Origin of the sequence: Hymenobacter ginkgonis (genome assembly GCF_009755225.1) — a bacterium.
GTDB lineage: Bacteria > Bacteroidota > Bacteroidia > Cytophagales > Hymenobacteraceae > Hymenobacter > Hymenobacter ginkgonis.
In genome coordinates, this window is record NZ_WQKZ01000002.1 from 371,646 (window position 1) to 392,156 (window position 20,511).

20 protein-coding genes are annotated in these 20,511 nt (G+C 57.8%); 10 read left to right on the forward strand and 10 right to left on the reverse strand.

The window, feature by feature from the left end; translation table 11 throughout:
• Window positions 1-33 precede the first annotated feature (33 nt).
• Window positions 34-846 carry a hypothetical protein gene (locus GO988_RS07365; protein ID WP_157563730.1) on the reverse strand — a complete coding sequence of 271 codons (813 nt, stop codon included), beginning with the start codon at window positions 844-846 and terminating at the stop codon, window positions 34-36.
• A gap of 111 nt (window positions 847-957) precedes the next feature.
• On the opposite strand from GO988_RS07365, the gene panD reads away from it, so the two are divergent.
• From panD to GO988_RS07395, 6 genes are all read left to right on the forward strand, one after another.
• Window positions 958-1,305, forward strand: a complete 348-nt coding sequence (gene panD / locus GO988_RS07370) for an aspartate 1-decarboxylase (RefSeq protein WP_157563732.1) — start codon at window positions 958-960, stop codon at window positions 1,303-1,305.
• 78 nt (window positions 1,306-1,383) lie between these two features.
• Entirely contained in the window at window positions 1,384-2,430 is a 1,047-nt protein-coding gene (locus tag GO988_RS07375; protein ID WP_157563735.1) for a lysylphosphatidylglycerol synthase transmembrane domain-containing protein, read from the forward strand.
• A gap of 173 nt (window positions 2,431-2,603) precedes the next feature.
• On the forward strand, window positions 2,604-3,080 hold the full coding sequence (rfaE2, locus tag GO988_RS07380) for a D-glycero-beta-D-manno-heptose 1-phosphate adenylyltransferase (protein ID WP_157563738.1): 477 nt from the start codon (window positions 2,604-2,606) through the stop codon (window positions 3,078-3,080).
• Window positions 3,081-3,153: 73 nt separating this feature from the next.
• Window positions 3,154-3,831: a zinc metallopeptidase gene (locus GO988_RS07385; RefSeq protein WP_157563741.1), complete on the forward strand. Its 678-nt coding sequence runs from the start codon at window positions 3,154-3,156 to the stop codon at window positions 3,829-3,831.
• Window positions 3,832-3,987: 156 nt separating this feature from the next.
• Window positions 3,988-5,151 carry an acyl-CoA dehydrogenase gene (locus GO988_RS07390; RefSeq protein ID WP_157565377.1) on the forward strand — a complete coding sequence of 388 codons (1,164 nt, stop codon included), beginning with the start codon at window positions 3,988-3,990 and terminating at the stop codon, window positions 5,149-5,151.
• 170 nt (window positions 5,152-5,321) lie between these two features.
• Complete coding sequence (locus tag GO988_RS07395) at window positions 5,322-6,248, forward strand: AraC family transcriptional regulator (protein WP_157563744.1); 927 nt, start codon at window positions 5,322-5,324, stop codon at window positions 6,246-6,248.
• A gap of 175 nt (window positions 6,249-6,423) precedes the next feature.
• Here GO988_RS07395 and GO988_RS07400 read toward each other — a convergent pair whose 3' ends face one another.
• From GO988_RS07400 to GO988_RS07410, 3 genes are all read right to left on the reverse strand, one after another.
• The gene (locus GO988_RS07400) at window positions 6,424-7,179 is read right to left on the reverse strand and encodes a geranylgeranylglyceryl/heptaprenylglyceryl phosphate synthase (protein WP_232341439.1); all 756 of its coding nucleotides are present in this window, start codon (window positions 7,177-7,179) and stop codon (window positions 6,424-6,426) included.
• A complete protein-coding gene (locus GO988_RS07405) occupies window positions 7,172-8,197 on the reverse strand; it encodes a hypothetical protein (RefSeq protein ID WP_157563748.1) in 1,026 nt (341 codons plus the stop codon). Before GO988_RS07405 ends, GO988_RS07400 begins: the two co-directional genes overlap by 8 nt.
• 121 nt (window positions 8,198-8,318) lie before the next feature.
• Window positions 8,319-8,699, reverse strand: a complete 381-nt coding sequence (locus GO988_RS07410) for a phage holin family protein (protein ID WP_157563750.1) — start codon at window positions 8,697-8,699, stop codon at window positions 8,319-8,321.
• A gap of 141 nt (window positions 8,700-8,840) precedes the next feature.
• On the opposite strand from GO988_RS07410, the gene GO988_RS23740 reads away from it, so the two are divergent.
• On the forward strand, window positions 8,841-10,010 hold the full coding sequence (locus GO988_RS23740; RefSeq protein ID WP_198172567.1) for a J domain-containing protein: 1,170 nt from the start codon (window positions 8,841-8,843) through the stop codon (window positions 10,008-10,010).
• A gap of 79 nt (window positions 10,011-10,089) precedes the next feature.
• On the forward strand, window positions 10,090-10,539 hold the full coding sequence (locus tag GO988_RS07420) for a hypothetical protein (protein WP_157563752.1): 450 nt from the start codon (window positions 10,090-10,092) through the stop codon (window positions 10,537-10,539).
• A gap of 42 nt (window positions 10,540-10,581) precedes the next feature.
• Here the strand turns inward: GO988_RS07420 and GO988_RS07425 are convergent, their stop codons facing one another.
• Window positions 10,582-11,574: a YpdA family putative bacillithiol disulfide reductase gene (locus GO988_RS07425; RefSeq protein WP_157563754.1), complete on the reverse strand. Its 993-nt coding sequence runs from the start codon at window positions 11,572-11,574 to the stop codon at window positions 10,582-10,584.
• Between the two features lie 217 nt (window positions 11,575-11,791).
• Here GO988_RS07425 and GO988_RS07430 point away from each other — a divergent pair, with 217 nt between their 5' ends.
• Window positions 11,792-12,703, forward strand: a complete 912-nt coding sequence (locus GO988_RS07430; RefSeq protein WP_157563756.1) for a class I SAM-dependent methyltransferase — start codon at window positions 11,792-11,794, stop codon at window positions 12,701-12,703.
• A 19-nt stretch (window positions 12,704-12,722) separates the two neighbouring features.
• On the opposite strand, the gene GO988_RS07435 is transcribed toward GO988_RS07430, so the two are convergent.
• Together GO988_RS07435 and GO988_RS07440 are read right to left on the reverse strand one after the other, a co-directional pair.
• On the reverse strand, window positions 12,723-13,139 hold the full coding sequence (locus GO988_RS07435; RefSeq protein ID WP_157563758.1) for a DoxX family protein: 417 nt from the start codon (window positions 13,137-13,139) through the stop codon (window positions 12,723-12,725).
• Window positions 13,140-13,212: 73 nt separating this feature from the next.
• Window positions 13,213-13,668, reverse strand: a complete 456-nt coding sequence (locus tag GO988_RS07440; protein WP_157563760.1) for a 3-oxoacyl-ACP synthase — start codon at window positions 13,666-13,668, stop codon at window positions 13,213-13,215.
• Window positions 13,669-13,820: 152 nt separating this feature from the next.
• Between GO988_RS07440 and GO988_RS07445 the strand changes: the two genes are divergently transcribed.
• On the forward strand, window positions 13,821-14,984 hold the full coding sequence (locus GO988_RS07445; RefSeq protein WP_157563762.1) for a glycosyltransferase family 4 protein: 1,164 nt from the start codon (window positions 13,821-13,823) through the stop codon (window positions 14,982-14,984).
• 68 nt (window positions 14,985-15,052) lie between these two features.
• Here GO988_RS07445 and polA read toward each other — a convergent pair whose 3' ends face one another.
• The 3 genes from polA to GO988_RS07460 form a co-directional block, all read right to left on the reverse strand.
• The gene (gene polA, locus GO988_RS07450) at window positions 15,053-17,956 is read right to left on the reverse strand and encodes a DNA polymerase I (protein ID WP_157563764.1); all 2,904 of its coding nucleotides are present in this window, start codon (window positions 17,954-17,956) and stop codon (window positions 15,053-15,055) included.
• A 111-nt stretch (window positions 17,957-18,067) separates the two neighbouring features.
• The gene (locus GO988_RS07455; protein ID WP_157563766.1) at window positions 18,068-18,934 is read right to left on the reverse strand and encodes an LOG family protein; all 867 of its coding nucleotides are present in this window, start codon (window positions 18,932-18,934) and stop codon (window positions 18,068-18,070) included.
• Between the two features lie 129 nt (window positions 18,935-19,063).
• Window positions 19,064-20,329 (reverse strand): ABC transporter permease, encoded by a 1,266-nt coding sequence (locus GO988_RS07460; protein ID WP_157563768.1) that lies wholly within the window; start codon window positions 20,327-20,329, stop codon window positions 19,064-19,066.
• Window positions 20,330-20,511: the final 182 nt, after the last annotated feature.

Below are 20,511 nucleotides of genomic sequence, written 5' to 3' on the forward strand. Positions count from 1 at the left end.
GGCTGACTGGCCGCTGGCAGGCCTAAAAATCGGTTATTCGGGGGCACTGGGGCTGGCGGCGCGCAGCACTTCGGCCACGCGCTGGGCCACCAGTTCCTCTACCTGCCGGCGCTGGGCAGCCGTCAGCTCCGAGCTGGTAGCGCGCCGCAGTTGTTTCAGCTCGCGCCCCAGACTTAGGCGCAACAGGCCATAAAGTACCAGACTCAAGATACTAAAAATAAGCGCCAGCGGCGCAAACAGCCGATTGAGTAACGACTCGGGCGCCGCAGCCGCAGCGAGGGGGGTAGGGCTGGCAGCCCCGCTGGCTTCGGCGGCTTCGGCGGGGCCAGCCAGGTTGTTGGGAGTGGCCTCGGCTTCGGGAGCGGGGGTAGGGTCGCCGGGGGGTAGGCCAGTTTGCACGTAGTCGGTCAGCTTTTTTTCGAGCGCTTGCAGGCCAGCCAGGCGGGCGGGGTCGTGCTGCCGCGCCGGCGAAGCCCGCAGCTTGCTGATGATGGCCTTGGTGAGCGCTTGCAGGCGGGCAGGATTGTCTTTCAGGCCTTTGTAGATGCGGCCCTTGCCTTCTATGGGTGCGTACAGCAGCGAGTAAATGCGCAAGCTATCGGTGCGCAGGCTGGTGGCCAAGGCGGCCAGGTTGCCGCCTTCGCAGCGCAGCGTGCGCTTGAGCTGTGGCCGCCCAGCATCGTCGTAGACGTAGCGCGCGGTGGCGCACCAGATTTGCACCTTCGACTCATCAAGCGAAGGCTGGCCCAGCGGCGTTTGGGCATAGCTGGCGGTCGGGGCGGCCAGCAGTAACCAGCCAACCAGGCTCCAAGAACTCAGATTCCGACAAAAAATTCTGTTCAGCATACCAGAATGGGCACAAAGCGGATTGTGGCCGGAAAGTACAACCCGCCCGGCGCTTCCCCGGCGCCCGCTACGGGCGCCGTTATCTTTGCGGGCAGTTTTGTTTTATTTCTCATGCACATCGAAGTCCTAAAATCGAAGATTCACCGGGTTAAGGTAACCCAAGCCGAGCTGCACTATGTGGGCAGCATTACCATTGACGAAGACCTGCTCGACGCTGCCAATATGGTTGAGAATGAGAAGGTAACCGTAGTGAACGTCAACAACGGCGAGCGGCTCGAAACGTATACCATCAAGGGCGAACGGGGCTCGGGCATGATTTGCCTCAACGGCCCGGCGGCCCGGCGCGTGGCGGTCGGCGATATTATCATCGTGTTTTCCTACGGCCTTGTCGATTTTAAAGAAGCTCGCGAGCACCGGCCTACCGTTGTATTTCCGGACCAGCACAACCGCCTGAACTAAGTGGAACCAGCTGGCCGCTCGCTTTTGGCGCTCGCTGGCCGAACCGCAAGCGGCCAGCTGACCACTGGTTAACTACCTATGAAAATTCTGCTTACTGTCCTCAAATACACCCTGTTGCTGGGTATTTCGGGCGCGCTTATGTGGTATGCTATGCGCGGGCAGGATTTGTCGCGCATCGGCCACTATATCCGCACGGCTAACTATTTCTGGCTGGTCGTGACGAGTCTTATCACGGTGCTCGGGTACCTAAGCCGCGCCTACCGCTGGCAAATGCAGCTCGATGCTTCCCAAACCCCTGCCCCCTACTGGAAGGTATACCACGCCATGATGGTTGGCTACCTGGCCAACCTCGTGCTGCCGCGCGCGGGCGAGGTCATTCGGTGCTCGGTGCTGCGGCGTTCGAGCGGCGTGCCGGTGCAAATAGCGCTGGGTACCGTCGTGACGGAGCGCGTGATTGATGTGGCGGTGCTGCTGGGGTTACTCGGCGCTACGCTGGCGCTGGATTTTAAAACGTTTTGGGCATTTGCCAACGGCCAGATTTTTGGCGGACAAGTAGATGCGCTAGCCCGCAACCGCACGCCGCTGCTGCTGGCGGCGCTGGGCGGGCTGGTGCTACTGGGCGCCGCGGCCTACACGCTTTTCAAAAACTTGGAGCGGCTGCGCCAAAATGCCTTATTCAACAAGGCCGTTATTTTCGTGCAAGGGCTGCTGGCGGGGGTATTCAGCATCTTGAAGCTCAAGCACAAGTGGCAGTTTTTATTCCACACGTTCTTTACCTGGTTCGTCTATTACCTCCTAGATTACCTAGCGTTCCGCTGTTTTCCCGAAACCTACAACCTCGATTCGCGGGCGGCGCTGGCGGTGCTCACATTCGGGGCATTTGGCATGGCCGCACCGGTAGCGGGCGGCATTGGGCCGTTTCACGTGCTGGTGCAGGGCATTTTGCTGGTTTATGGCGTTAGCAAAGAGGCTGGTATCGCCTTTGCGCTGGTAGTGCACGGCGCCCAAACGCTGCTAGTGGTGCTGCTGGGCGGCATCAGCTTCGTAGCCGTGGCCGCCGCCGAAAAGCGCAGCATCACCGACGAGGCTGAGGCACTGGCCCACGAGCCGCTCACCACCGAATAAGGGGGTAGGGCTGGCTCAACCCATAGCCTATAGAACGCCATGCTGAACAACGTGAAGCTTCTCTACCACGCCACTCAGGTTACTTCCCGTGAAGCGGTAAAGATGCTTCACTCACGTTTAGCATGACATCCTGATTACTTAGCTGAAACGCTTGCTACTTACCAGCTTCCCTTATGACCGCCGATAAAATTCTGACGCCCGCGCAGTTGCCCGCTACCCTCGCCGCTTGGCGAGCCGCCGGCGAGCGCATTGTGTTCACCAACGGCTGCTTCGATTTGCTGCATCTGGGCCACGTCGATTACCTCGAAAAGGCCCGCGCCCTCGGCGACCGCCTCGTGGTGGGCCTCAATACCGACGCCTCGGTGAGCGTGCTTAAGCCCGGCCGCCCATTGCAGGATGAAACCTCGCGCGGCCGTATTCTGGCGGCCTTGGCTTTTGTAGATGCCGTGGTGCTCTTCGGCGAGCCTACCCCCCTGCAACTCATCGAGCAGGTGCAGCCCGACATCCTGGTAAAAGGCGACGACTATAGTATTGACGGAATTGTGGGCCACGAAATCGTGTTGAATAGGGGCGGGCAGGTACTCACCGTGCCGCTGGTGGCGGGCTACAGCACCTCTAGCATTGTGGCCAAAGCCCGCGCCGGGGCCTAGCTAGCTGCTGAAGCGAATAGCCCAGTAGCTGCCCGGCGTGGCTCATCTATTCACTTCTTTTCTATTTTCTGCGATGTTTCTGATTCTCATTCTGCTCACGCTTGCTAGCTGGGGCATCCAGCAGCGCCTGCGGAGCAAGTTTCGGCAGTACTCCGAAATTGGACTGCGCTCGGGCCTAAGCGGCCGCGAAGTAGCCGCCAAAATGCTCGCCGACCACGGCATCCGCGATGTGCAGATTATCAGCACCGAAGGCCAGCTCTCGGACCACTACAACCCAACCGACAAAACGGTAAACCTGAGCGCCGAGGTATACGCTGGGCGCTCGGCCACGGCCGCCGCCGTGGCGGCCCACGAGTGCGGCCACGCCGTGCAGCACGCCCAGGCCTATAGCTTCTTGCAGCTGCGCTCGGCGCTGGTGCCAGCCCTGTCGGGCGTATCGCGCTTTATGCCCATGCTGCTGCTGGCGGGGGTAGTGCTGCTGCGCACCACGCCCATTCCGCTGGGCATTGGGGTAGCGCTATTTGCACTGGCTACGCTGTTTTCGTTTATCACACTGCCCGTCGAGTTCGACGCCTCGCGCCGCGCCTTGGCTTGGATGGACCGCAGCGGCGTTGTTACTACCCAAGAGCACGCCGTGGCCAAAGATGCTCTTTGGTGGGCAGCCATGACCTACGTAGTGGCCGCCATCAGCTCGCTGGCCACGCTGCTCTACTACGGCATGATGCTAGTTGGCGGCAACCGGCGCAACTAACTTCACCCTGGCATAAGTACTAGTTAGCAAGGGCGTTATACTGAATTACACTCCGTATAACGCCCTTTTTCCAATCTACTTGCTAGGCATCGTCGTATTTTTGTAGTCCTAATCTTTTTCCCACTCCTACCCTACCCCACCCCTATTATGTTAGACATGCCTTCGACTACGGCTACTGCCTCCCCCTTCCAGCTTACCGAAGAACAGCTAGCCGTGCAGGCAGCCGCCCGCGATTTTGCCCAGAGCGAGTTGTGGGAGGGAGTGATTGAGCGCGACGACCAGCAAAAATTCCCGGCTGCGCAGGTGAAGCGCATGGGCGAGCTCGGCTTCTTGGGTATGATGGTGAGCCCCGAATACGGCGGCTCGGGCCTCGATACGATTAGCTATGTGCTGGCTATGGAAGAGATTTCCAAAGTCGATGCCTCTTGCTCGGTTATTATGTCCGTCAATAACTCGCTGGTTTGCTGGGGCCTGGAGAAATACGGCAGCGAAGAGCAGAAGCGTAAGTACCTGCCCCGCCTTGCCAGCGGCGAGATTATTGGGGCATTTGCCCTGTCGGAGCCCGAAGCTGGCTCCGATGCTACCAGCCAGCGCACTACCGCCGAAGACAAAGGCGACTACTACTTGCTGAACGGCACCAAGAACTGGATTACCAACGGTTCTACGGCTTCGGTATACTTAGTTATTGCTCAGACCAATCCGGAGTTGAAATCGCGCGGCATCAACGTGCTTATCGTGGAGAAGGATGCGCCTGGCTTCGTGGTGGGGCCTAAAGAAAACAAGCTCGGCATCCGCGGCTCCGACACATGCTCCCTCATGTTTACCGATGTGAAGGTGCCCAAGGAAAACCGCATCGGCGAGGATGGCTTCGGCTTTAAGTTTGCCATGCAAGTACTGGCTGGCGGCCGCATTGGCATCGCGGCCCAAGCGCTCGGCATTGCTTCGGGTTCGCTCGAACTGAGCATTAAGTACGCCAAGGAGCGGAAGGCCTTCGGTGTGGAGATTGCCAAGCACCAAGCTATTCAGTTTAAGCTAGCCGACATGGCAACCAACATTGACGCGGCCCGCTTACTGTGCTTGCAAGCCGCTGCCGACAAAGACAACCACGTTGATTATGCCAAAAGCGGAGCCATGGCAAAGCTATTTGCCTCGAAGGTGGCAATGGACTCGGCCGTGGAAGCTGTGCAAATTCATGGAGGCTACGGCTTTGTGAAAGAATATCACGTGGAGCGCTTCATGCGCGACGCTAAAATCACGCAGATTTACGAGGGAACGTCAGAAATTCAGAAAATTGTGATTTCCCGCGAAATCTTGAAATAAGGCTAACTACCAGCACTTTTTAGCTAACTTTTGCACGGAACCCAGGCCATTTTGGCCTGGGTTTTTCATTTAGTGAATTTTTTTTAGAATGTCTTGTAGTAATCAGTTGTAACTTTAGGTACTTTTGCCGCGAGCTCTCCTGAAAACATTCTGAAATAGAAAATTTACACATGGAAGATTATAACAAGGTCATTGAATCGCTAGGAGTGCGATACATAAAGGCCAAAAACTTAGTACTACGCCAAGCTTTTACAGTACGCAACGCCTATGACGTTGGAAACAACCTTATTTTGCTTCATCAGGGCAAAATTGTATTTGGAGAGGATGAGTTGACGGTAGAGGAGGGCGAGCTGTTATTCTTGCCTGGCGGGCGGGCTACGCGCGTGGGCTACGGCCAAAATGCAGCGAGCCGGCTCATCTCCAACGATGACTTAATCACAAACAAAGACCGGTTTTTCACCTCCAACGACAAGCTCGATTACATTGGCGACGCCGAGGAAAGCCACAGCTTTGTAGCGTTTGAAGCCAAGGTTTTTGACTCGGTTAACTTTTTTGCTTCGCTCGATGTACCGGCCTTCGTTATCAAAGGCAACTCGAAGCTGGCCAACCTGGTCATCAAAATTATTGAAGAGTCGCTGCAAGACCTGCCCGGTCGCGAACGCCTCATCGGCATCTACACCGAGAACATGGTGGTAGAAGTTGTGCGCTACATCTTGCGCAACAACTTGTTTGTGGAGCAGTTAGCCACCAACAGCACCTACTTCAAAGACCCACGCCTGATTGATTTGTTCAACTTCATAAAGGAGAACCTGAGCGGCGATTTGTCGAACAAGGTGCTGGCTACGGTAGCCAACGTGAGCGAGGACTACGTGGGCCAGTACTTTAAGATGCTGACCAATATCAACCCGCAGGACTACATCGAGTACCAGCGCATGGAACGTGCCGTTTCGCTGCTGCGCACGACCAAAAAGAGCATCCGCGACATTGGCAAAGAGGTGGGCTACAAGGACACCGCTTATTTCTGTCGCCGCTTCAAAATGATGTTTGGCATCCCCGCCGGTAAGATGCGCCGCCGCGAGTCGGCCATGAACATCTAGTGGCTTGCTAATGAGCGAAGATTTACGCGAATTTAGCTTTGCGCTCCCGCAAGTTGCAGATTATGTGGGTCATTAAGTAAGAGAGGCCGCCTTAACAGGCGGCCTCTTTTGTTTCCTAGCCTTGTAGGCTTGCTACCCCTTCGTAAAACCCGTACCCTGGCGCGAGCGAGTGAGGCTAGATTCGCGCTAAACCATGCTCGGCTTCGCGCACAGCCGCTACGGCATCGGCCAGAAAATTGGGGGTACGCTCCAGGTGATTGCCCACTACGACTAGGTCGGCGCCAGCGGCTAAGGCTGTGTATATTTTCTCGCCGGTGTTCAGCCCACCGCCCACGATAAGCGGCGTATCAACGGCTTGACGCACCGCCCGAATCATGGCGGCCGACACGGGCTGCTGGGCGCCACTACCCCCATCGAGGTACATGAGGCGCAGGCCGAGCTGCTCGCCCGCCATGGCCGTAGCCGCCGCAATGCTGGGTTTATCGTGGGGTAGGGGCGCGGTGCCGCTGATGTACGAGGCCGTGGTGGGGCGGCCACTATCTACGAGCATATAACCAGTGGGCAGTACCTGCAAGCCGCTTTGGCGCAGGCGCGGCGCCGCCACTATGTGTTGGCCAATCAAAAAATCAGGGTTGCGCCCCGAAATAAGGGACAGCAGCAAAATGCCATCGGCTGCGGGGTCTACGTGCAATGCGTGGCTCGGGAATAGCAGCACAGGCACTTGCGGCGCCTCCGCCTTCAGCAACGCAATAAGGGCAGCCTGGTGCTCGGTTAGCACCAGACTGCCCCCTACGAGGAAAAAATCTATGGGATGCTGCCGGGTCAGCGCTACAAAATGCAGCAGGCGGTCGGCGGCAAAATCATCGGGGTCGAGCAGCACGGCCAGGGCTTTGCGGCCCTGTTGCCGGTACCCGGCCAGGGTATCAAGCAAGCGGGGAAGGAGCGGTGGAAGCGTCGGGGTCGTGGGCATCCAAAACGGGTGATTGCGGGGCGACTTTGGGGGCCTGCTGGCCATATGGCAAGCTACCTACAGCCGCCTTTGAAGCTGCAAGGTCGGAACTTTTAGTCGTTTCGTCCGCACTGCTCGGCAGCAAGTCTTTTACTGCCTTCGTAACCAGCGCCATTGCTACGGCTGCTACTTGGCCCGCAATTACCTTGCCGGTGTCACTTTGCAGAAAAGACATGATGGCGGGACCAACCAAACTTTTCTTTGCTTTGGGCGCGGGAGTGCTTATATCTTCTTGGCTGGTGCTCGTTTCCTCGGTTGGCTCGGCAGCGGTAAAGCTGTTCGATTCGGGCATCCGGCGGCTGTCATCGTACGGCAGGTTGGCCGTCGGATGGCTATAATCTTCGGATTGAAAACGGCGGCTTTCCGCGGGTTGAGCGAAAGTAGTATTGTCTTCGGCGTCGGTGTGGTATACCTCCATGTGCGGCGCATTAGCGGGCGCCTGCTCCTCTTCAGCCTCGTCGTCGGTGCCGTGTTGGCGGCTCGAATGGGGCTCAAAGTCTGGAGACTCACTTAGGCCATTGTCGTCCAGCGGGTCATCCTCGTCGGCCAGCGAGGGGGTAGGGTATTCGTCCTCGTCTTCCGAATCTACTTGTTCGGAGTAGCCGTGCGGTTCTTGGTCGAAGTAACGGTTGGCATTCCAGGTCGGCGCGTTTTCGTCGGCATCGTAGTCGTAGCTGTCGTCGCCGAAGCCGCTGTAGTCATCGTCGTCCTGCTCGTTGTAGTGCCACTCTTGGCGCTTGGGTTTGCGGCGGCCAAAGGCTTTGGTGAGCAGCCAAATGCCACCGGCTACCCCGGCGCCAACTAGTGCCAGCTTGCCCACGTGCACAGTTTGTTCTTTAATGTGCTCTACGTCGCCACGCAAAGCCCGCTCGTACTCAAGCTTTTTGCGCTCTAAGAATTCTTTTTCTTCCTCAAACAGCGGGTTGGTGGGCTCGCTCATGGTGTTTGGTTAATTGAATAGGTGTTGACGGCAAAAGAGGGGGTAGGCAGTGCCTGGCGCAATTGGGGCTGGTAGCTAAAACCACTGGCCCTACGCCAATCGTAAGCTACCGCGGGCAATACTACGCCTTGGTTTCGCGCTTATCCGACTTGTAGATGGTGTTATTCAGCAGCTTATCAGCCACGCCTTGGAATACCTTTTTATCTACCCCCACAAAAAATAGGATAGCCAGCACCAAGTAAAGCCCAGCCACCAGCCCAAAGCCTGCCGAAGGGCTTTCGAGCGCTTGGTTGAGTACCAACCCGAGGTAAATAGACCCGAAGATGATAACCAGAAAGCCCAAAATACCCAATGCCACGCCGTGCACGGTGCCCACAAAGGCATTTTTTACTTTCTCCTGCGTTTCGAGGCGCACTAGATCGATGCGGGTATCGAGGTAGCCGGTCAGGTTGCCAATGAGGCTGTCATTGCGCGGCGTTTTGTCGTCGGTCAGGGAGGCCATAAGGGCGGAATTGTTTAGCTAGAAAATGCGGTTAGTAAAGCACAGCGGTAGGCAATGGCTAGGCTGGCCGGGGCGTTCTTTACGAAAAAGTCAGGCGCAGGGCTGACTTTTAGTCCGCGGCGGCTTAAAATTTTATAGGGTGTGAGTCAGAATCATTATGAGATACTTGGTGTAGCGTCGTCGGCCCCCGCCGCCGACATCAAGCAGGCGTACCGGCGCTTGGCAACTCAGTTGCACCCCGATAAGCACGGCGGCGACCCGCACTACGAGGAGCGGTTTAAAGCCGTGGCGGTGGCCTATCAGGTTCTGGCCGACCCCGACCGCCGTGCGCAGTACGACTACAAGCTTCAGCAAGCGGCCCGCCAGGCCGAGGAGCAGCGCCGGGCAGCCACCCAAGGCTCCAGCGGGCCGTCGGTGTACGGCATGCACGTGCCGCCCGTGGCCACGCCGCCCCTGCGCACCCGGCCGCCGGCCGGGGCCCGCGAGCGGCACTACCAGCAACGAGTACCGCGCCAACGGGTGCGCTTCAACCGCCAGGATTTTTGGTTGGTGGCAGTCATCGTAGGGCTGATTTTTTTGTTCGGCATTTCGGCTAAAATCGTGATGGACCGCGTGGCTGCTAGCTCTAACTACGACGATGCGCGCCGGGCCTTTGCCCAGGGCCAGTGGCAGGCGGCGTACAGCTACCTCGACCAAGCCCTGAGCTTCCGCGAAGACTTTGCCCCTGCCCTACGCCTGCGCGGCCAATTGGCCCAGGATATCAACCACGACTACCCCGCTGCCCGCGCCGACTACGAGGCCGCTCTGCTTGCTACGGGTGGCGACCCCCTATCCCCCCTCGACGCGGCGCGGGTGCTCTTTCGGTTGGGGCGCTGCCAGGTAGCCCTGCACCAGCCTGCCGCCGCCGAGCTTAGCTACTGCCGCGCCCTGGCCCTCGATACCGCCTTGGCTGAAGCCTACTTGGCCCGCGGCGAAAACCGCCTACTCGACCTGCACCGCTTGCGCCCCGCCCTGGCCGACCTGCGCCGTGGCCACCAGCAGTACGAGCGCGCCGGCCGGCCCGTGCCCCTACCCTACCTCCAGGCCGAAGGCGCAGCCCTCACCCACCTCGCTCGCTTCGACCAAGCCCGCGCTACTTACCTGCTGGCCCTCGAAACCCAGCCCGAAGATGGCCGCACGCTGTTTTTGCTGGGGCGGCTGGCGCAGCAGATGGGCGACTCAGCCAGCGGCTGCGAATTTTATCGGCGTGGCGCGGCGGCGGGGTATTCCTACGCAGTGGCAGCAGCCGAGAAATGTCGGCAGAAAAATTAAACTTTACCTATATATCGTCCAGCGTTTATAGACAGCGCTTTATCTACCTTTGCGCGGTTTACTTACCTTTTATTTCTGCATGAGAAAGCTTTCCTTATTTCTACTAGTTGCCGTTAGCCTAGGGGCTTGCAAAAAAGATAGCGATTCCGCCGCGCCTACCCCCTCGCGCACCGATTTGCTGACGGCCAAGAACTGGCGCCTCACCACGGCTACCATCAGCGTTTCTGGCTTCCCCTTACCGGGGGCCATCGCGGCGTGCAGCCTGGATGACTTCCTAAAATTTGGCACAGACAAAGTGCTCACCCACGATGAGGGCGCCACCAAGTGTGACCCCACCGACCCTCAAACCGATAAGGGCACCTGGGATATGCCCAGCGAGGCAAAGCTGACGCTAGCGCTGCCCAACTCGGATTTGCCGGGTGGCACCTTCGACATTAAAGAGCTGACGGCTACTACTATGCACCTCACCTTGACGGACACCTCTGGCGGCATTCCGGCCACCGTTGATATTACGCTGACTGCTTTCTAAGCTGCGCGGCGTCGCCTGCCAAACTAACCCAGCCCCGAATAGCTATGCTATTTGAGGCTGGGTTTTTAGCGCCAGCGCGGCCGCAATAAGCTGGGCGTGGTGGCGGCCATTTTCGATAAACCAGCGGCTGGTGGCCAGCCCGCCGCACACCGTACCGGCCACGTACACGCCGGGGCGCGCCGTTTCGTGGGTAGTAGTGTCGAAGATGGGGGGCTTAGCCGCGTCGTTTTCGTCGAGGGGTAGGGCCAGCGCGTCGATGAGCAGCGAATAATCGGGCTGGTAGCCGGTGAGGGCGTATACGTAGTCCGCTGCAAGGATGCGCGGGCCTTCGGGCGTGGTTACGGCCACGGTATGGTGCGTAATGGCGTCGATGGAGGTGTTAAAATACGCCGTGATGCGGCCCTCGGCAATGCGGTTGATGAGGTCGGGGCGAATCCAGTATTTCACGGTATCGGCTACGGCGGGGCCACGCACAACGAGCGTCACGCGGGCACCGGCGCGGGTGAGGGCCAGGGCCGCTTTAGCCGACGAATTTTTGGCCCCTACCACTACTACATCTTGGTTGGCGTGGGCGTAGGGCTCTTTATAATAGTGGTTTACGTGGGGCAGGTCTTCGCCCGGAATACCCATTTTGTTGGGCACGTCGAAGAAGCCCGTGGCTACCACCACGGTGCGAGCCGCGATTTCGCCCTTGGTAGTTTCGACCACAAAATCGCCCACCTGGCCGCGCAGGCCAATCACTTTTTCGTAAAGGCGCAGGTTGAGCTTTTCGGTGGCAGCCACGCGCTGGTAATAGTCGAGGGCATCTTCGCGGTGAGGTTTATAAGACGCCATTGGGAAGGGGTAGCCGCCAATTTCGAGCAGCTCGGGCGTCGAAAAAAACTCCATTTGGGTGGGGTAGCCCACAATAGAATTTACCAAAGCGCCCTTGTCAACCACGGCCACGGTGAGGCCTTGGCGCTGAATTTCGAGGGCGCAAGCCAGCCCCACGGGGCCAGCCCCAATCACGACAGCATCTACTTTATTTTCAGACATAAACAACAAACCTGGAGGAACGCGACCTAGCGCGTGGTGGTGGGGGTAGGCGAAGGGCCGGCCGCCAGTGGCGCCCGGCAAGGGGGGTAGGGCAGCTGCAAGGCAGGCAAGTTTGGCCCCGCAGGGCGAACTTTGTCTTACGCGCTCCCCCTTACGACAATCGGACGGGCGGCGCGGTTTCGCCGGCGGCGCTAAAGTTGGCGCGCCGGCCCAGTTTATGCGCCACTGTGATTTGTGCGGAGCCACCCGCTTCGAGCCCCTGCCCTTCTACTATGTCTTTGACGGCCAGCGCCTGCAAGGTACGCGCTGCCTTCAGTGCGACCTGGCTTTTCTGGACCCGCAGCCTACCCCGGCGCAGCTCGAAAAGCTGTATGGCAAGGAGTATTTTACGGACCGCCCCAACTACGACCGCACCGAGAAGGACAAAGCCTTTATCGAGGAAGGCAAAACGGTGGACCTGACGCAGGTGCGGCCCGACAAATTCACGACCTACATGCAGCAGCACTACCCCGGCCGCCGCTTTCGGTACCTAGAGGTAGGCTGCGGCCCCGGCTACACCCTCAAAAGCCTGCAAAGCCTGGGCTGGGAAACGCACGGCCTCGAAATCAGTGAGCACGCCGCCGACTATGCTCGCCGCGAGCTGGGCCTGCCCGTAGTGACCGGCAACATTGAAACCACCGAGGATTTTCAGGAAAACCAGTTTGACCTTTCTTACCTCGGCGACGTGCTCGAACACCTGCTGTCGCCGGCGGCGGCCATCCGCAAGTTTGGCCGCATCCTGAGCCCCGGCGGGCTGCTGGTGCTGGCGCTGCCCAGCGTCACCAACCTGCCGAGTATGCGCCTGGGCTTTGCGGCCTACAAGCTGCTGGGCCGCCAGCGCCGCATGGATATTCCGCCCTACCACCTCTACGAGTTCACGCCGAATACCATTCGCAAGATGCTGGAGAAGAACGGCTTTTCGGTCGTCGATTTGCAAAACCCAGTAAAGGCGCCGGCGCATATCCGCCTGGGCGGCAATGTGGTAGAGCAGGCGGCTAAGCTTGGCACGCAGTACCCCACGTACTGGCTCAACCAGCTAACGGGCCGCTTTGGCGACCGCATGTTTGTGGTGGCCAAGAACGAGAAGTAGCGTGGAGCGGGGCTGCGGGTTACTTAGCGCGCTTCGAGTTGAAGACGCCGGTGCTCCACAGCGCCAGCCCAATAAGTACCGGCTGGAAGAACAATCGCACGTAGCGCTTGCGCTCGGTATCGAGGCTCAAGGCCGGGAGGCTGTCGAGGTATTGGTGGATGTTGCCAGGGAAAACGGCCAGGTAGAACGCAGCTAGCCCTACCCCCATCGGGACTTTGTAGCGCTTGTTAAACAACATCAGCAAGCCAAGGCCAATCTCTACCACCCCCGATTCGAGCACCACGGTGTCTTTGTCCTGCGGCACCCAATCGGGCACCTGGGCCTGAAACGGCTTGCGCACAAAAGTGAGGTGCCCCACGCCGGCCCCCACCATAAAAGTGCCGAGTACATAGCGCGCTACATCTTGCGCGGTGGTCGTGTTAGTCTTTTCTGACATAGCAGGAACAAGAGAAAAGGATGCTTTTTCCGTGCCCTGTCATACGGCCTGCCTGGCCAATAGGGTGCACCACTCAGCTCACGGCTACCACCTGCACGGGTTTGCCATTGAAGACGACTGTTTCGCCAGCTCGCTTGCCGCTAAGGGCCGCCGCCACCGGCGCACCCGGCGACACAGCCAGAAACTCTTGGCCCTCAGCCGAGGTAAGCTTGCCGGCACCGATGCTGATGTAAAACAAACCCAGGCTAGTAGCGGCCAGCGCGCCGGGGCGCACGGTGTCGCTCGGCAGCTCGGGGTTAAGCTTTTGCATGTCGGCCAGCAGCTTTTGGGCCTCGTGGAGCTGTGCCGCGTGGCGGTCGCGCTCTTGCTGGGCCATGGCGCGGCTGGTTTCATACTTGTCGCCGGCGCTACTCTTGGTTTCGGAATTGGACGACTCTTGGGCGGCGGCCATGCCAGCGCGAGCGGCGTCGAGGCGCAGCTGCACGTAGGCTAGGCAGGCGGCGTGAAGAGCAATTTTGGGAGAAGGCATGAAAAGTAACTGGGGCCGATAAAGGCAAAAAAGGCACGAATCCCTTCGACTAAAATTAGGTATTTATCTGAGTAACAATTCAGTGTTACCACTGATGCGGCAAATACCGGTAGAACAGAGCTTTGCTATCAGCCCACTATTCTGTTCTGCCTATGAAAACGACCGAGCGCAAGAAAATTGCCTACTTCAGCATCAATGACCCATTGGATAAACGCTCGTGGTCGGGTATAACTTACTATCTGGGGCAAACGCTGCAAAAAAACATTGGCAGCGTAGATTTTTTGGGACCAGTGCCAATCCCTTGGGTGCTGGACAAAGCCTTGCGCGGCATGGCCAAATTTACTCGCCTTGTTTTTAAGACCGAGTACATCCCCAAATACAGCTTGTTAAAAAATATTTACGCCTCCCTGTATTTGCAATGGAAGATGGCGGGGCGGCACTACGACTTCTTGTTGGCACCCGCGGCGGCCTCTGAGCTAGCCTACTGCGGCACGAAGCTGCCCATTATTTATTTTGGCGATGCCACTTACAAGCTTTACTCTTCCGCCTACAAAAAAGAATTTCATAACCTGAATTCTTTCTCGAAATGGGAAGGCAACTTCCTGGAGAAAAGAGCCTTGCGCAAAAGCTCCCTGGTTGTTTTTACGTCGCAGTGGGCCCGCCAGTCGGCTATCAGCGATTATGGCGTACAGGCCAACAAAATTGAAATCATGCAGTTTGGGGCCAACATCGACGCGGTTCCACCCCCCCACCTTATTTTTAGAAAGCAGGAGAACAGCCTACTTACCTTGTTTTTCTTGTCGGTCGATTGGGAGCGCAAAGGGGGCGACATCGCCTTCGACACCTTGCAATGCTTACTCAACCAAGGAATTGCAGCAAAACTGATTGTGTGTGGTTGTATTCCGCCGCCCGAATTTGCCCACCCCAACCTAGTAGTAATTCCGTTCTTGAATAAGAACAATGCCGCCGACTTCGAAGCCTTCGTTGACCTGTTCGCTTCCGTCCATTTCTTACTTTTGCCCACCCGGGCCGATTGTACTCCCGTTGTCAATTCCGAGGCCAATGCGTACGGCGTACCCGTTATCACAACGGATGTGGGAGGGGTAGCAGACACAGTTATTGATGGCGTAAATGGCTACTGCCTGCCGCTTGAAGCTGATGGCCAAGAATATGCCGCGCTAATTGCCAAACTATACGCAGATAAAGATGCGTATCAGCAGCTCGTTATTTCTAGCCGCGCCAAATTTGAGGAAGAATTGAACTGGGATAAATGGGCCGAGAATTTCGAAAAAATTCTCGCCGAGCATCAACTATAACGCCTACCCCCCGCTACCATGGGCACCCACCAGCGCTAATGCGGCGGCTGGTGGGTGCCCATTTTTTGCTAGTGTGCTTTCAGCCAGTTGCTTCCTACCCCCACTTCTACCTCCAAGGGCACGCCGCGGGGTAGGAGCAGCGCGGTAGTCATAAGTTCGCGAATTTTAGGGGTGATAAATTCCACTTCCTCCTTCACGGCGTCGAACACCAATTCGTCGTGCACTTGCAGTATCATCTTGGTACCCAGGCGCTCCTGAATCAGCCACTCGTGGATATTTATCATGGCCATTTTGATGATATCGGCGGCCGTGCCCTGGATGGGCGCATTGATGGCGTTGCGCTCGGTGTAGCCGCGCAGGGTGGCATTGCGCGAGTTGATATCGCGCAGGTAGCGGCGGCGTTTAAGCAGCGTTTCGGCGTATTCGAGCTCGCGGGCGCGGTTAATGCTGTCGTCCATGAACGCCTTCACCGACGGAAACTCCTGGAAGTACGTCTCGATAATGTCCGTGGCCTCTTTGCGGCTAATGCCGATGCGCTGGGCCAGGCCAAACGCCGAGATGCCGTAGATGATGCCAAAATTCACGGTCTTGGCCTTGCGGCGCATTTCGCCATCTACCTCACTCAGCGGCACCCGAAATACCTTGCTGGCGGTGCTGGCGTGCACATCTTGCCCCAGCCGGAAGGCCTCAATCATGGTAGCGTCGCCCGAAAAATCGGCCATGATGCGCAGCTCCACCTGCGAGTAGTCGGCGGCTAGCAGCACGTGCTGGTCGTCGCGCGGCACAAAGGCTTTGCGAATTTCGCGGCCCTTTTCGGTGCGAATCGGGATGTTCTGGAGGTTGGGGTTGGTCGAGCTGAGGCGGCCGGTGGCCGTTACGGCTTGGTTAAACGAGGTGTGCACGCGGCCATCGACCGGGCTCACGAGCTGGGGTAGGGCCTCCACGTAGGTCGAGCGCAGCTTGCTGAGCTGGCGGTATTCGAGGATGAGGCCGGCAATGGGATTATCGGCCGCCAACTGGCTCAGGATTTCCTCGCCGGTAGCGTACTGGCCGGTTTTGGTTTTCTTGATTTTACCCTTCCCGATGTCCATTTTGTCAAACAGCACTTCGCCCAATTGCTTGGGCGAGCCAATGTTGAACTCCTGGCCAGCTTCGGTAAAAATCTGCGTTTCCAACTCCTGCACGTAGCCTTGCAGCTCGGCCGAGTACTCGTTCATGGCGTTGGAGTCGATGCGCACGCCCGCAAACTCCACGTCGGCCAGTACCGGCACCAGCGGGTTTTCCACGTCGTTGAGCAAGCCTAGCAAGCCCAGGTCTTTAAGCATCGGCTCGAACACGTGCCGCAGCTGCAACGTCACGTCAGCGTCTTCGCAGGCGTAGTCGCTCACCAGGGCCGGGTCGAGGTCGGCCATCGTCTTTTGGTTCTTGCCCTTGGTTCCAATAAGGTCGGTGATGGGCACCGGCGAGTAGTGCAAGTAGGTTTCGGCCAGCACGTCCATGTTGTGGCGCATGTCGGGCTCGATGAGGTAGTGCGCCAGCATGGTGTCGAAGAACGGCCCCGCCACGCGCACACTGTAGTTCTTGAGAATCAGCAGGTCATACTTGATGTTCTGGCCAATTTTCAGGATGGTTTCACTCTCAAAAAATGGGCAGAACTCCTCCACCAGCTTTTGCGCCGCGTCGGCGTCGTCTTGCGGCACGGGCACGTAGTAAGCCTCGCCCGGCAGGTAGCTGAACGACAGGCCCACCAGCCGTGCCGTTTGGGTATTGAGGCCAGTGGTTTCGGTGTCGAAGCTCACCTCGGCCTGCTGCAACAAGAAGCTAAGCAGCGACTTGCGCAGCGCGGGCGTATCAACCAGGTGGTAGTTGTGCGGCACGTCTTCGAGCGTCTTCTTGGGGCCGTCGTAGTACTCGCTACCCCCCCCGTCGGGGCCCAGCTCGCCATTTTCAGCGGCGTTGATGACCGCCGCGCTGCCCTCGCCAAACAGCGAGCCCTGCAAGCTACCCGGCGCGGGTGCCGCCACCTTAGGCCGGCGCGCGCCGCGGGGGGTAGGGGCCGCCGGGCCGGGCGCCTTAGTTCCTTCGCCGAGCACCCGCGCCGCGAGTTGCCGAAACTCCAGGTCCTCGAACAGCTGGCGCAGCAGTGGCTCGTCGGCGCCGCCCACGGCTAGTTCTTCGGGCTCAAAATTGACGGGCACGTTCACGTGAATCGTGGCCAATTCCTTGCTCAGCAGACCCTGCTCGGCAAAATTGCGCACGTTTTCCTGCTGCTTACCCTTGAGCTGGTCCACGTTGGCAATCAGGTTCTCGACTGAGCCGTACTGCTTAATGAGCGTCTTGGCCGTCTTCTCCCCAATACCTGGGATGCCGGGAATATTATCGCTCGCATCGCCCTGCAAGCCCAGTATATCCGTCACTTGCTCCACGCGCTCAATCTCGAAGCGCTGGAGCACGTGTGCCACGTCGAGCACCTCGGCCGCGTTGCCCATAAAGGCGGGCCGGTAGATTTTGATGTGCTCGGTCACAAGCTGGCAGTAGTCCTTGTCGGGCGTCATCATAAACACCTCGAAGCCGTGGGCCTCGGCGCGCTGCGCAATGGTGCCAATCACGTCGTCGGCCTCGTAGCCATCCATCATCAAAATGGGGATGTTGAAGGCCTTGATAATGTCTTTGATATACGGGATGGCAATGCCGATATCCTCGGGCATGGCCTGGCGCTGCGCCTTATACTCGGCAAAGTTGTCGTGCCGAAACGTTTTCTTGCCCGAGTCGAAGCACACGCCCAGGTGGGTCGGCTTTTCTTTCAGCAGCACTTCTACCAGCGTATTGGTGAAGCCCAGCACGGCCCCAGTATTCATTCCCTTCGAGTTAATGCGCGGGTTCTTGGAAAAGGCAAAGTGCGAGCGGTAAATGAGCGCAAAAGCGTCGAGCAGGAAAAGCTTTTTGGCGGGGGTAGGAACTTGGTCGGGCATAGTAGGGCAAAGGTCGGGGAGGCTATGCCTACGGGGGTAGGCGCCTCCGAGGTTATTCCAACAAAAAAGCCAGACGTTTCCGTCCGGCTTTTCGGCAAATTATATAGTAGCCTAAAAATTGGGTGACAACGAGTATTTGTGGTAAAAATCATCAATGATTTTGACGGCCTCGCTGGCATCGTCCACAATTTGCACGAGGCTCATATCCTCGGGCGAGATGTTATGCTCTTCGGCCAGCATCACGTTGCTAATCCAATCGAAGAGGCCGCCCCAGTAGGCCGAGCCCACGAGTACGATGGGGAACCGGCCAATTTTCTTGGTCTGAATCAGGGTCAGGGCTTCAAATAGCTCGTCGATGGTGCCGAAGCCGCCAGGCATGCCCACGAAGGCCTGCGCGTACTTCACAAACATCACTTTGCGCACGAAAAAGTAATCGAAATTGATGCACTTATCCTGGTCGATATAGATGTTGTGGGTTTGCTCGAAAGGCAGCTCGATGTTGAGGCCCACCGACTTACCACCTTCGGCGCGGGCGCCTTTGTTGCCGGCCTCCATGATGCCGGGGCCGCCGCCCGTGATAACGCCGTAGCCGTGGCGCACCAACTTGGAGGCAATTTCCTCAGCCATTTGGTAGTAGGGATTTTCGGGCTTGGTGCGGGCCGAGCCGAAGATGCTCACGCAAGGGCCAATTTTGGACATCTTCTCGAAGCCCTCCACAAATTCGGCCATCACTTTGAAAATCTGCCAGCTGTCGGCGATTTTTATCTCGTTCCAGTCTTTATCGACAAAGGCTTTGCGGATGCGCTGCTCGTCGGGGTCGGTGCCGTTTTTGGCCACGCCGCCGGTTTGCTGGCGCAGTTCGGTAATAGAAGTCAGCTTGTTATCGTTGACGTTGGGCTGCACGATGGTTTTACCGGAGCCGGCGTTCAGGCTTTCGTCGGAAGCCTTGGTTCTGCTAGTTTTTTTGAGTTTGGACATATAACCAGGGTGGGGAAAACGAAACCGCCCCGGCTCGGTGAAGCGGGGCGGCCAAAAGTAGGGGCGCGAAGATAAGACACTGCTAAGCTGATTTTATCATTGCACTCGCAACGGTAAACCCTACCCCCCTTATTTTGCCCGAATGGCAATAACCGGGTCGAGGTTGGCCGCCATCACGGCCGGGATAATGCCCGCCAGCACCCCAATACCGACCGACACCAGCAGGCCCAACGAAATATTGCCTGCACTCAGAAACAGCGCGAGGCTGTCTTGTGGAATCAGCGTAATGAGCCACACCAAAAATATGCCGGTGGCACCGCCGAGTAAGCACAAAAACACGGCTTCGAAGAGAAACTGAAACAGAATGAAGTAGTTTTTGGCCCCCAGCGATTTCTGAATCCCGATGATGTTGGTGCGCTCGCGCACTGACACAAACATGATGTTGGCAATACCAAACCCGCCAACTAGCATGGCAAACGAGCCGATAATGGCGCCGGCTAACCCAATGACGCTAAACAGCTTACCGATGGCCGAGGCTATCATTTCGGGGCGATTGAGGGCAAAATTATCTTCCTCGCGGGGCTTGAGGCCCCGAATGATGCGCATATCGCCCTGCATCTCGGCTTCGAGGTTGAGCAGGCCGGGGTCGTCGTCGCGGCCCTTCACGCCGAGCGAGGGCGAGGGGCCACTCATGCCGGTGCTGCTCATGGCAAAAATGCTGGCAAAGGCGCCGTAGGGAATAATACAGTTGGCATCGTTGCTGGGCGTGCCGAGCAGGTTTTTGCCCTCTTTTTTCATCACCCCAATTACTGTGAAGTACCGGCCCTGCGTCTTGAACTGCCGGCCTACCGGCTCGCCTTGGGGGTAGAGATTTTCGGCAATAGTGGCCCCAATAATGGCTACCGGCCTACCCCCATCCATTTCCTGTGGGGTGAAGTAACGGCCCTGCTCGATGGGCACGCTCGATATGTTGCGGTATTCGTAGCTCACGCCTTGCAACGCACAGTCGCTTACCGAGTTGGCATCGCTCTTAAACGTATTGCCGCCCTTGGCTACGAAAATGGCTACCCCACTCTGGCTAGTGGCGGGCAGCATCCGCTGGAGCTGCTGAAACTCGCGCATCGTGGGCACTGGGCGATTGAAGTATTTCCACCACGGAAAATTATTCTCGAAGACCCAGGGCCACTTCCCCACATATATCACCTTGTCGCCCAAGAAGTTCATACTACTGCGCACGTTGGCTTCGAGCGAATCGACTACCATGAAAACGGCGATGATGGAGAAGATGCCTACCGTGACGCCCAGCAGCGACAGAATGGTACGTAACAGGTTGGCTCGCAGCGCCTGCCAGGCAAAGGCGAAGCTTTCGAGTACGAGGCGGATAGTCAGGAACATGAACGGGGGATTTTAGAACCCAAATAACGGCATGCTTCGGCCTGCACCGCTAGCGGCAGCTAGTTGGCTCGCCCGATGTTTTTTAGCCGGCAACCCTGCCAGCGGGTTAAAGGTGCTGGCAATCTAAAAAGAACACCGTACCTTTGCCCCCCGAATTTTCGGTAACTTCCCCCTAGTACTGC

What these genes read in the sequence shown, in the direction of transcription:
- GO988_RS07365 (WP_157563730.1), bottom strand. Translation starts at nt 846, where the DNA reads ATGCTGAACAGAATTTTTTGTCGGAATCTGAGTTCTTGGAGCCTGGTT.
- panD (WP_157563732.1), top strand. Translation starts at nt 958, where the DNA reads ATGCACATCGAAGTCCTAAAATCGAAGATTCACCGGGTTAAGGTAACC.
- GO988_RS07375 (WP_157563735.1), top strand. Translation starts at nt 1,384, where the DNA reads ATGAAAATTCTGCTTACTGTCCTCAAATACACCCTGTTGCTGGGTATT.
- rfaE2 (WP_157563738.1), top strand. Translation starts at nt 2,604, where the DNA reads ATGACCGCCGATAAAATTCTGACGCCCGCGCAGTTGCCCGCTACCCTC.
- GO988_RS07385 (WP_157563741.1), top strand. Translation starts at nt 3,154, where the DNA reads ATGTTTCTGATTCTCATTCTGCTCACGCTTGCTAGCTGGGGCATCCAG.
- GO988_RS07390 (WP_157565377.1), top strand. Translation starts at nt 3,988, where the DNA reads ATGCCTTCGACTACGGCTACTGCCTCCCCCTTCCAGCTTACCGAAGAA.
- GO988_RS07395 (WP_157563744.1), top strand. Translation starts at nt 5,322, where the DNA reads ATGGAAGATTATAACAAGGTCATTGAATCGCTAGGAGTGCGATACATA.
- GO988_RS07405 (WP_157563748.1), bottom strand. Translation starts at nt 8,197, where the DNA reads ATGAGCGAGCCCACCAACCCGCTGTTTGAGGAAGAAAAAGAATTCTTA.
- GO988_RS07410 (WP_157563750.1), bottom strand. Translation starts at nt 8,699, where the DNA reads ATGGCCTCCCTGACCGACGACAAAACGCCGCGCAATGACAGCCTCATT.
- GO988_RS07420 (WP_157563752.1), top strand. Translation starts at nt 10,090, where the DNA reads ATGAGAAAGCTTTCCTTATTTCTACTAGTTGCCGTTAGCCTAGGGGCT.
- GO988_RS07425 (WP_157563754.1), bottom strand. Translation starts at nt 11,574, where the DNA reads ATGTCTGAAAATAAAGTAGATGCTGTCGTGATTGGGGCTGGCCCCGTG.
- GO988_RS07430 (WP_157563756.1), top strand. Translation starts at nt 11,792, where the DNA reads ATGCGCCACTGTGATTTGTGCGGAGCCACCCGCTTCGAGCCCCTGCCC.
- GO988_RS07435 (WP_157563758.1), bottom strand. Translation starts at nt 13,139, where the DNA reads ATGTCAGAAAAGACTAACACGACCACCGCGCAAGATGTAGCGCGCTAT.
- GO988_RS07440 (WP_157563760.1), bottom strand. Translation starts at nt 13,668, where the DNA reads ATGCCTTCTCCCAAAATTGCTCTTCACGCCGCCTGCCTAGCCTACGTG.
- GO988_RS07445 (WP_157563762.1), top strand. Translation starts at nt 13,821, where the DNA reads ATGAAAACGACCGAGCGCAAGAAAATTGCCTACTTCAGCATCAATGAC.
- polA (WP_157563764.1), bottom strand. Translation starts at nt 17,956, where the DNA reads ATGCCCGACCAAGTTCCTACCCCCGCCAAAAAGCTTTTCCTGCTCGAC.
- GO988_RS07455 (WP_157563766.1), bottom strand. Translation starts at nt 18,934, where the DNA reads ATGTCCAAACTCAAAAAAACTAGCAGAACCAAGGCTTCCGACGAAAGC.
- GO988_RS07460 (WP_157563768.1), bottom strand. Translation starts at nt 20,329, where the DNA reads ATGTTCCTGACTATCCGCCTCGTACTCGAAAGCTTCGCCTTTGCCTGG.